General features: G+C 56.9%; 10 protein-coding genes. 2 read left to right on the plus strand and 8 right to left on the minus strand.

Annotated features, from left to right (window positions below; translation table 11 throughout):
- Window positions 1–649: 649 nt before the first annotated feature.
- From arsK to ACODR6_RS31865, 5 genes are read right to left on the minus strand one after another with little or no spacing between them, the layout of a single operon-like run.
- Window positions 650–1,843, minus strand: coding sequence for an arsenite efflux MFS transporter ArsK (gene arsK / locus ACODR6_RS31845; RefSeq protein ID WP_489026554.1), 1,194 nt, complete (start codon window positions 1,841–1,843; stop codon window positions 650–652).
- On the minus strand, window positions 1,840–2,547 hold the full coding sequence (arsH, locus tag ACODR6_RS31850; protein ID WP_134649641.1) for an arsenical resistance protein ArsH: 708 nt from the start codon (window positions 2,545–2,547) through the stop codon (window positions 1,840–1,842). The genes arsK and arsH overlap by 4 nt, the downstream gene beginning before the upstream one ends.
- Window positions 2,540–2,968 (minus strand): arsenate reductase (glutaredoxin), encoded by a 429-nt coding sequence (arsC, locus tag ACODR6_RS31855; protein ID WP_489026557.1) that lies wholly within the window; start codon window positions 2,966–2,968, stop codon window positions 2,540–2,542. Before arsC ends, arsH begins: the two co-directional genes overlap by 8 nt.
- A complete protein-coding gene (gene arsB, locus ACODR6_RS31860; protein WP_489026559.1) occupies window positions 2,965–4,011 on the minus strand; it encodes an ACR3 family arsenite efflux transporter in 1,047 nt (348 codons plus the stop codon). The genes arsC and arsB overlap by 4 nt, the downstream gene beginning before the upstream one ends.
- A gap of 9 nt (window positions 4,012–4,020) precedes the next feature.
- Window positions 4,021–4,371 (minus strand): ArsR/SmtB family transcription factor, encoded by a 351-nt coding sequence (locus ACODR6_RS31865; RefSeq protein ID WP_134649638.1) that lies wholly within the window; start codon window positions 4,369–4,371, stop codon window positions 4,021–4,023.
- A gap of 41 nt (window positions 4,372–4,412) precedes the next feature.
- Here ACODR6_RS31865 and ACODR6_RS31870 point away from each other — a divergent pair, with 41 nt between their 5' ends.
- On the plus strand, window positions 4,413–4,940 hold the full coding sequence (locus ACODR6_RS31870) for a DUF6428 family protein (RefSeq protein ID WP_134649637.1): 528 nt from the start codon (window positions 4,413–4,415) through the stop codon (window positions 4,938–4,940).
- 448 nt (window positions 4,941–5,388) lie between these two features.
- Here ACODR6_RS31870 and ACODR6_RS31875 read toward each other — a convergent pair whose 3' ends face one another.
- A complete protein-coding gene (locus ACODR6_RS31875) occupies window positions 5,389–6,012 on the minus strand; it encodes a recombinase family protein (RefSeq protein ID WP_134649636.1) in 624 nt (207 codons plus the stop codon).
- A gap of 203 nt (window positions 6,013–6,215) precedes the next feature.
- Between ACODR6_RS31875 and ACODR6_RS31880 the strand changes: the two genes are divergently transcribed.
- The gene (locus ACODR6_RS31880; RefSeq protein ID WP_134649635.1) at window positions 6,216–6,713 is read left to right on the plus strand and encodes a hypothetical protein; all 498 of its coding nucleotides are present in this window, start codon (window positions 6,216–6,218) and stop codon (window positions 6,711–6,713) included.
- A gap of 102 nt (window positions 6,714–6,815) precedes the next feature.
- Here ACODR6_RS31880 and ACODR6_RS31885 read toward each other — a convergent pair whose 3' ends face one another.
- Complete coding sequence (locus ACODR6_RS31885; RefSeq protein ID WP_167719117.1) at window positions 6,816–8,240, minus strand: site-specific integrase; 1,425 nt, start codon at window positions 8,238–8,240, stop codon at window positions 6,816–6,818.
- 243 nt (window positions 8,241–8,483) lie between these two features.
- Window positions 8,484–9,071 carry a transglutaminase-like cysteine peptidase gene (locus ACODR6_RS31890; RefSeq protein ID WP_489026563.1) on the minus strand — a complete coding sequence of 196 codons (588 nt, stop codon included), beginning with the start codon at window positions 9,069–9,071 and terminating at the stop codon, window positions 8,484–8,486.
- Window positions 9,072–9,691: the final 620 nt, after the last annotated feature.

Raw genomic sequence — 9,691 nt, forward strand, 5'->3', positions numbered from 1 at the left:
GTGCTTGAGCCTTTCTGCTTATGCCGACTGTCCGGTCGAAATGGGGGGCAGTTCACCGTGTCCGTTGTCGTTCAAGAACCAGACGCCCGTGGCTCTGCCCGCCGTCGCTCTTTGATACGACGCTTCGTCAATGACCGCGTATCTCTTCCTCTTGCTGTCCAAGGGCACCCGAAGGCACCGCTGGCCGAACTCGTCAATAAACGGGATAGGCTGTCTTTCCTGTGCCAGTCTGCTTCTTTCGGACACGGTTCTTGCTGCTTCTGCTCTCATGAGCTTTTCCTTTCGCATAAAATGAAAAAGGCCCTCCGAGGGGTTCTCGGAAGGCCACTGTGGTGGATTGATGATGTGGTTAGTGAAGGCGGTTGCTAGGTCGCCATTAGGCGCCCGATAGACATGGGATATGTGAACCGGGAATTAGTTCTAATGAACGGCCTAATGGATTGAGGCTCGCTCGTCAGAGAGATGATGTGGTTTGGTTCTATTGTGCGGCGTATTGCAGTCAGCCCCAAAACACAGGGGTGATTGAGGGAGATGATCGCGCCTGATTTCTAGTGGGCGGGGTAAGGGGCGACTTGTCCTAAAGCATCCTAAAAGGGTCCGGCTGCGGATTGTCCTGATAGGGGAAGTTTCGCTTTTCTAGTGGACGTGGTTATCGTCGCCGCTGCACCCATCCAATCAGAACAAAGGCCGCAACCGCTGCCGCCCCGATGCCGGAAATGATAACAATCGACGCCAGCGTTCCGAGGTTCGACATGGCGAGGGCGAAGACGAAGGGCGCACTGGCGGAAACGATAAGCCGAGCCGACATGACCTTTCCTTGCAGTCGCCCATATCCTTCACTGCCGAACAACGACAGCGGGAGCGTTCCGGAGACGATGCTGAACAGCCCGTTCCCGAACCCGAATAGGACCGCAAAGACCATTGCTCCAGCCGTAGCGGGGGAAGTAGCGGCAAGAACCAGCCCCGAAAGGGCCATGAGCGCGGCGGCTATGATGGCCAACGTAAGCGGCGGGAGGCCTTTCCCTAGCACCATGTTGATCAACCGGCTGGCAACTTGTGCAGGGCCGAACAGTGTCCCAACCAGTGCAGCAGAAGCGCCAAGCCCGAGACCGGATAGCAGCGGCACCATATGGACAAGCACCGCTGAGCCTACGAGCGATTGGAGCGCAAAGGCTGTCACCATCAGAACGAAGCCAGTCTTCCGGGCATCGGGGGAAAGCGATCCCGCTACCGCATGGGTGGTCTTATGGGCGTCGCCGTTCTTCTTCCGTTGCGTGGCTGTATGGGCCAGCCAAGCATGGATGGGGAGGCAAACCAGAAGATTGAGGCCAGCGAATACGAGATAGACGCTCTGCCACGACAAGTGCGCGTGAAGGGCGCTTGTGATTGGCCAGAAGATTGTCGATGCGAAACCGGCGATCAGCGTCAAATACGTGATGCTTCGTTGCGCGGTGGCAGGACCGATCTGGACCAGCAAGGCGAACGCCGCCCCATACTGCACCAGATTGGCAGACACCTCGACCGCAATCAGCGTCAACGTGAACGTGGTTCGATCAGGTGCCAGGGCGCATCCTATCAACGCCACTGCGGCAACGAGAGAGCCAAACGTCATTACCCTGCCAGCGCCGAACCGATCTATCCAGCGGCCAAGCCAAGGGGCAACAAGCCCGCCGACAAGCAGTGCAGCGGAGAGAACTCCGAAGACCCACTCCACGGACCATTCAAAGTCCCTCGCCATGTCAGGCGCGAGGATGCTGAAACTGTAATAGAGGCTTCCGTAGCCGATGATCTGGGTGATGCCGAGGCCGAGGACGGCTCCAAGGGGAAACCGTTCCGGGGTCATATGGACTTGAGCGCCACGCGTTGCTCTAGCTTCTCCGCATCTTCTTTCCGCTCGCTGTAGCGGTCAACTAGATAGGCAGAAGCGCCCCTTGTCAGCAGCGTGAACTTCACAAGCTCCTCGCAAACGTCCACCACGCGGTCATAGAATGGCGAAGGCTTCATTCTGCCACTGGCGTCAAACTCCTGATACGCCTTTGATACCGACGACTGGTTTGGGATGGTGATCATCCGCATCCAACGCCCGAGAACGCGCATCTGATTGACTGCGTTGAACGACTGAGAGCCGCCCGAGACTTCCATCACCGCGAGGGTCTTGCCCTGTGTGGGGCGAACCGAACCGATGGCAAGCGGTATCCAATCAATCTGCGCCTTCATAACGCCGGTCATTGCGCCGTGGCGCTCTGGACTGACCCATACTTGTCCCTCTGACCATTCCGACAGTTCGCGAAGCTCCTGCACCTTGGGATGGCTTGCCGGTTCCTCGTCAGGCAGAGGGAGGCCCTTCGGGTCATATATGCGCACTTCGCAGCCGAAATGCTCCAGCAACCTCCGCGCCTCTTGGGCGAGCAGCCGACTATATGAGACCTCGCGAAGCGAGCCATAGAGGATCAAGATGCGTGGCTTGTGGTTCGCATACGGTGGGCGTAGCGCCTCAAGATCGGGCTGCTGTAGGTGGTCGAGCGAAGCTGCGGGCAGATCAGACAATGCGCTTCCCCTGCTCGTTCAATACCTGTTCGCCGTCCTCTTTGGTGAATGGCCCAGTATGCGTATCGGGCAGAATGTCGAGGACGACTTCGGATGGTCTGCAAAGGCGCGTCCCTATCTGCGTCACAACAAAAGGCCGGTTTATAAGGATCGGATGCTCAAGCATGGCGTCGAGAAGCTGCGCATCGCTCAAGCCCGGATCGTTCAAGCCAAGCTCCCCGTACGGCGTTCCCTTTTCCCGAATGGCTTCCCTCACAGACAACCCTGCATCAGCGATCAGGGAGGCGAGTTGGTCCCGTGACGGTGGCTCTTTCAGATACTCAATGACTGTCGGCTCAATTCCCGCATGGCGGATCAGGGCCAAGGTGTTGCGAGAGGTTCCGCATTCGGGGTTGTGGTAGATGGTGGCGTCCATTTTCATGCCTCTTTGGAATTGATGGAATGAGTGCCAGTGCGCACCCGATGGCCTCGCTCGTACCAACCCTTGCTACGATTGACGATCCAGACGACAGACAGCATGACAGGCACCTCTACGAGGACACCGACGACCGTTGCGAGTGCAGCGCCCGACTTGAAGCCGAACAAGCTGATTGCAGCAGCGACAGCCAATTCGAAGAAATTAGAGGCACCGATCAGAGCCGATGGACCAGCAACGCAATGCTCCTCACCGCTCCAGCGGTTGAGTAGGTAGGCCAGCCCCGCATTGAAGTAGACTTGGATCAGGATAGGGACGGCCAGCAGCGCAATGATAGTCGGCTGCGCAATGATCTGCTCTCCTTGAAAGCCGAACAGCATGACCAAAGTTGCCAGTAGTGCGATCAGCGAGACCGGTTGCAGCGTTTCGGCCAGCCGATTGGCGTCGGTAAGGCGGCGCAGGACTTGGGACACGATCACCGGAAGGACAATATACAGGACCACCGAAAGGGTCAGGGTGTCCCATGGCACGGTGATTGCGGACAGCCCAAGCAGGAGGCCAACGACCGGCGCGAATGCCACAACCATGATCGCGTCGTTCAAGGCGACTTGCGAGAGAGTGAAGTGGGGCTCTCCTTTGGTCAGATTGGACCAGACAAACACCATCGCGGTACAAGGTGCGGCGGCAAGGATGATAAGGCCCGCGACATAGAAGTCGATCTGATCTGCTGGCAGGTATGGTCGGAACAGCCAGCCGACGAACAGCCAGCCAAGGAGCGCCATGGAAAACGGCTTGATCGCCCAATTGACAAAGACTGTCACGCCGATGCCCCGCCAATAGCGACCAACTTTCCCGAGTGCCGAGAAGTCGATCTTCATCAGCATAGGAATGATCATTAGCCAGATCAGGACCGCCATGGGCAAATTGACATTCGCGACCTCCAGCGCCCCTATCGCGTGGAAAGTGGATGGCATGAAGTGGCCAAGCGCGACCCCTACGATGATGCAGAGACCAACCCAAACGGTCAGGTAGCGTTCAAACAGCGACATCCCGGTTCCTCACTGCACATTCTGGACTGGAGCGCAGCAAGCGGCGATGTCGGCAGCAGGAGCGCAAATCTCGGGATGGCCCGCGCAGCAGTCCTCCATGAGAAACCGCACGAGACCCCCAAGCGCCTCGTAGTTGGCGAAGGAGATAATAGAGCGGGAGACACGCTTCTGAGTGATCAAGCCGGATCGCTCCAGTTCTTTGAGGTGGAATGAGACATTCGACGGCGAAAGGCCGGTTTTCTCTGCGACCATTCCCGCTGCCATTCCTTCCGGTCCCGCCACCACGAGCATTCGAACAATTTGGAGCCGGGTTTCCTGCGAGAGCGCGGCGAACGATGTCAGGGCTTGACGCTGATCCATATTTCAATGTTCCTTGAACTATTGAAACGGGAGTAACGCAGATGACCGCTCACGACAAGCCCCTTTTGCAGTCCGCTACCGACATCAGCTTAGGCAAACTATTAGGCACGCTCGACAACGCCAAAGAGATGCCCCTTGTCTTCACCTATGATGGCGGAAGGATCAGAGGCGGCTACCACGTCACTGAGGTCAAGGCGGGTCAGTTCGCGGCGCTTGACTGCGGCGCTAACCCCGAAGCATGGACGGAGATATTCGTGCAGCTATGGGATATTGACGAGGACGGTCGCACTCACATGCCATCCGGGAAGTTCTCCGCTATCATCCGCAAAGTGTCCGAGCATGTCAGCCTTGAAAGCTCCGCACGATTGACGTTCGAAGTTAGCGACGGAGTGCAGCCGATGCGGCTCTATTGCGCAGACAGCCCAACCGTTTCAGGCGACACTCTGGAAGTCCGCCTCGCACCTCGTGCTGCCAGTTGCAAGCCGCGTGACAGGTGGTTGGCGCAACAGACTACGAAGGCAGATGGCTCTTGCTGCGGGGAACAGAAGACGTCCTCATGCTGCACTTGAGGGGAACAAGCGCGGAAACGAGTGGCGCTTTGGGGGAAACAGATAGGGACGCAGGGATGACGGTAGGCGACACCGAACGCGAATGGCGGGAAGTATCAGAAAGTAAATCTGACTGATTTTTGAGACGTCATTTCCTTAAAGGGGTGGTAATCGGCCAACAGTAGAAATCACTCTTTTCCCATTTATAGCCTTAGCAACGCATTCGCATATCGCATCCAATTTTCGTGAATTTAGATGATCTACGCGCACCAACCCTAATTTCTACTTAGACTGTTTTTTACCGAAAATCGCACTGATCTTATATATTCTATCAGCGATCGACATGATTATTTTTGCTTTGCCTCGCTAGATCATTGCCGGAAGAACGTCTCCCAGACGCCGATGACCCCCGCAATGGTCATGCCGCCTATGACCAGCCAATGCAAAACTTGAACCGCCGCTTCCATCCTTATGCCTCCTGTGCGGAAGCAATGCGCTTCGCCAGTCGAGATAGTGTCGAGCGCGAGCATCCTGTGGCGCTGACGATATTGTTCCAGCTTTGGCCAGACTTGAGCATGGCGATGATTGCCTCGTTCCGCTTGGCGTCCTCAGGGCGACCCCGATAAACTCCATCGGACTTGGCCTTATCAATGCCCTGTCGCTGCCTCCTACGGCGATCCTCGTAGTCCTTACGTGCGATAGCGGCCAGCATGTCGAGCATCATGCCGTTGATTGCATCCAGCATTCGGCTTGTGAAGTCGTCTCCCGAGTTTGCCAACTGGTAGGAGGTGGGAAGATCAAGGGCGACAACCCGAACGCGCTTAGCGGTGATTTCAGCTTTGAGCTTCGCCCAATCCTCAGCGTTGAGGCGGCTAAGGCGGTCAACTTGCTCGACCAGTAGGACGTCGCCGGGATGGCAGTCGGAAAGCAGCCTAAACAGCTCAGGGCGAGCCAAGGAAGCGCCGCTCTCATTCTCAACATACCAAGACGCCACTTTCAGACCGCGCTCGTCAGCAAAGCTCTGGAGGTCGTTTCTGGCGCGGCTCGCATCTTGCTCTTTTGTGCTGGCGCGAAGGTAGGCTCTGGTAAGCATCTGGAACCCTTAGTTCGTTTTAGGTGGTTCGCTTATCGTCGGTTCTATTTGGGCTGTCAATAGGTAATTATCGAACCATCATTTTCGTGGTTCTCTTGATGCGCACCCAAATGAACGCCTGTGGGCGCACCCCTTCGGTCCATTGTGGGCACCGGCTCCGTCCGCATAAGATGCGGGGGATTGGGCAGGTAGGGGGACGGAACTTGCGCAACTTTATAGCCGATGGCCTTGCGTGGTCAGCGCAACGCTATGATGCGCTTGAGGGTTATGTGACACGCACTCTGTACGGTCGCATTCTCCCATCCGCTTTGGGTAGCCGACTGGAACTCATCGCCACCTTTCGAAGGATGGTGAAGCTGTCGGTTCTGATAGCCCTTGCTTTGCTCATCGGGGCGGTCGTTTTCGTCAGCCCCAAGTTGATCACGATAAGCGGTATGCTCCTCGACCTAGCCGGTCTGGCTCGCATCTTTATCGATGAGGAATGGGAGGACATCGCCGAGCTATATTCCGACATTGACAAGTACCCTTATGGCCCGCCCTCTCATGTCACGCGGGAGTTATTCAAGGACGACAATCCCGACGCAATCGGCGAGGTATCCGAGGAGGTCGAAACGATGGCTCGACATCTCTATTGGCGTAGAGGGTTGGCCCTAGTGCTTTGCGGCTTCGTCCTTCAACTCATCGGCACGGCATTCAGCTAGAGACGACCGCTTCCGTTGCGTGCTGTAATAGCCGCCACCCCACCGGGGGGACGCTCGCTTCCGCACTTGTCGAGGTCGATGCCTCGCAAATTTCTGTCAGTTTTAAGCCGCCTCGGCCGCCTCTGTCGCTTCGACAACCTCGGTCTTTTCCTTTAGCTCGGGGAGGTTCACAGAGGTAACGCAAACCCGCATCTGCTGCCACGCAGGGCCGTCAGAGTAGGTTTTAAGGGTTATCGACTTGCGGCCTTCTTCGTGGCCCACAACAGAGGATATTGTGCTTTCCGCTATGCCAGCCCGCTCCGCCTCGGTGATGAACCAACGACGGAAAGAATGGAAATTGACCAGACTGCGCCGCTGCCCCGGCTGCTTGTCGTCAACGCCGAGCTTCAAACGATACTGCCGGAACCGCTTTCCGAAGACGTCGCCAGCATCACGCTCTTTGGCCAGTTCATCGAACAGCCAATCTTGTGGCCCTTTCCCCTTGGAACGGCGCTTGACGATCTCAAGGAGTTCCGGGTGCATTGGGACGCGTCGTTCCGCAGCGCCGGTCTTACCCTGTCTTATGTCGAAGTATCCGTTCCCCTTCTCGTCAATCGGGCATTCTTCGACCCATAGAGTGACGATCTCGCTCTCTCTCATTCCAGAAAGGGCAGAGATGCGCATCGCATCGCTGAGTTGGGCTTCGAATGACTTACTCGTCCCGGCAGGGTACGGCGAGTATATGAGTGTTTTGATCTCGTCCTTCGTGAAGGCGCGTTCTTTCTTCTTCCCGTTGCGCTCAACCCTTCGGCCACGCTCTGGGAGCTTTTGACGGTCCCATGGGTTGTCACCAGCTACGTGACCTCGGATGATGAGGTAATCCCAATAGAGCTTGACGCTTCCCAAGTGCTTCCGTGCCGTTCGAACGTCGAGCGGTGCGATGGCCTCGGAGTAGTAAGCTCCCGCTCTCGCACGAGTTATTTCATGGAGCGGCCATCCCTTAAGCTTGGCCCATCCCGCAAACCGTTTGATCAGGTTGCGGCGCTCGTCGGTAGTCTTTTTGGCAAGCTTCGCCTCGCTGAGATAGGCGTCAATGTGGTGATCGACGTCTACGCGCCCTTGGACGAGATTGAGGAACCGGTCACGTCCCTCCCTTCCGTGAGTGCGTTCGATCTCCTCGGCTTCTCGCTCAACGAACTCTCGGGGCGTATCGACATCCTCGTCTTCGATGTCTTCCGGGCGACGATGATAGATTTTGGCGGTCCAGCCCCAAGGATCGGCGGCGGCTTCCGCGATCTCTTTCGTCCATATTTCGGCCTTTTCTCGGATCACATCGATCACAGGAGCCAACGCTCTGCCAAACTTGGCGTCCCGGAACAGCTTGTCTGTCTCCCGACGCAATTCGTCTCGTCTGGCCATCGCAGCGCGAATGTCACCGGTTTCAAGATTGATGAGATAGGCGCTCTTGCCGTCGAAGTGGGAGCGGATCGCTAGGGGAATGTCACGCTTGAACCAGTATTTCAAACCGCGCAAATTGAGATAGCGCATCGAACTTTTTGCCATTTCAGACCAATCACTCAGACCAACTTTAGTCCGCGATTATCATGCCTTATCAATGGCTTCAAGGGGTTAGACGCCAGTCGTGGAGGCCCCGCTTAGCTCCACCAAATCTTTCCCTTGAACTAAATCAACACGGCTCGACAGAAACGCAACTTGGCGCCTGACCCTACCTTAGGGAAAGTCTACAGGCGGCCCATCGAGCCGCCATGCCAAGCCCTGCAGGCAATCTGCCTAGATTCCCGAAAACTCGCTGGCTCTCGGCCCGGCAAGTGAAACTCGCCAGGACGATTTGCTGGTGAAGCTTTGGGTCGCCAGGAAGGTGTAACCGGTGCTCTGCCAGGACTTCACCGAGCCGTTCAGGCTGTCGAGCACGTAGTCGCCGGATTTCAGCCGGGCGACGAGGACGACGTGATTCTGTCCGTGCCGCTCGATGACGATGGAGAGCGCCAGCTTTTGCGAGGGAAAGCCGGCATCGAGCAGGGTCTTCATCTTCAGAAGTGCGTAATCCTCGCAATCGCCCTTGTTGTCGATCGGCAGCGACCAGAACTCGCTCTTGCCTGACGTTACCGTATCCGGCGCGGGCCGGGTGGCGGCATTGACGCTCCTGTTGACGCGGGTGATCAGCGCCATCGCCGAAGCGTCGTCCAGCTCCTTGCCCCCGCCATTCCTGCAAACCCAACCATATCGCGCACAGGCTCCCGCGAAACCTGGAGGCGCGCCGATCGATCGGTCCTGGGGAAGAGCCGTCCCGGCAAATGACTGACTTTGTGAAAGAAAACTCAACGCAACAGCTACGCTAGTCAACAGGAAGTAACGCATGGTCTGCCCTCCTTCGAAAGTGCTAGTCCGTTTAAGCTAAAACTTTATGCATTCGAGGTTAGCTATGTATTAAGATGTACCGTTACTGGCGGGCTTGCTGACTAGGGATAACAAATAGCTAATATAAAATGTATTTCGTTAGCGCTTCGTTAACCTAGGGAGTTGCCCAATGTTAAGAACAACAGCGAAATACAGCATAGTCATCGCTTACCTCATGGCTTCAACCAGCCTCGGGATGTCTGCCCCTCTTCAGATCGACTGTCGCATCGTCAAGCCTGGAACCATCGAGGCCCGCCTCTGTCGCCCCACAGCTGCGATCCCGACCGATGACTATCACGGTTTCGGCGACGATTCAGGCGGTTTGAGGACTTCTTCACAGGCTTCGACGTCTGGAGGCGGTTCCAGCGGCAACCCCGGTGGTGGCAGTAACCCCGGTGGTGGCGATGGCGGCAACCCTGGTGGCGGTGACGGCGGTAACCCTGGCGGTGGCCATGGTGGTGGTGACGGTGGCCACGGTGGTGGCGATGGCGGCCAAGGTGGTGGTGACGGTGGCCAAGGTGGTGGTAACGGCAACCATGGCGGCGGTAACGGCGGCCAGGGTGGTGGTAACGGCAACCATG

It is taken from the genome of Rhizobium sp. FG96 (assembly GCF_057808655.1).

Excerpts from the sequence above, each read along its gene's own strand:
- ACODR6_RS31865 (WP_134649638.1), bottom strand. The coding sequence starts at position 4,371 with ATGGATCAGCGTCAAGCCCTGACATCGTTCGCCGCGCTCTCGCAGGAA.
- arsK (WP_489026554.1), bottom strand. The coding sequence starts at position 1,843 with ATGACCCCGGAACGGTTTCCCCTTGGAGCCGTCCTCGGCCTCGGCATC.
- ACODR6_RS31870 (WP_134649637.1), top strand. The coding sequence starts at position 4,413 with ATGACCGCTCACGACAAGCCCCTTTTGCAGTCCGCTACCGACATCAGC.
- arsC (WP_489026557.1), bottom strand. The coding sequence starts at position 2,968 with ATGAAAATGGACGCCACCATCTACCACAACCCCGAATGCGGAACCTCT.
- ACODR6_RS31875 (WP_134649636.1), bottom strand. The coding sequence starts at position 6,012 with ATGCTTACCAGAGCCTACCTTCGCGCCAGCACAAAAGAGCAAGATGCG.
- arsB (WP_489026559.1), bottom strand. The coding sequence starts at position 4,011 with ATGTCGCTGTTTGAACGCTACCTGACCGTTTGGGTTGGTCTCTGCATC.
- ACODR6_RS31890 (WP_489026563.1), bottom strand. The coding sequence starts at position 9,071 with ATGCGTTACTTCCTGTTGACTAGCGTAGCTGTTGCGTTGAGTTTTCTT.
- ACODR6_RS31885 (WP_167719117.1), bottom strand. The coding sequence starts at position 8,240 with ATGCGCTATCTCAATTTGCGCGGTTTGAAATACTGGTTCAAGCGTGAC.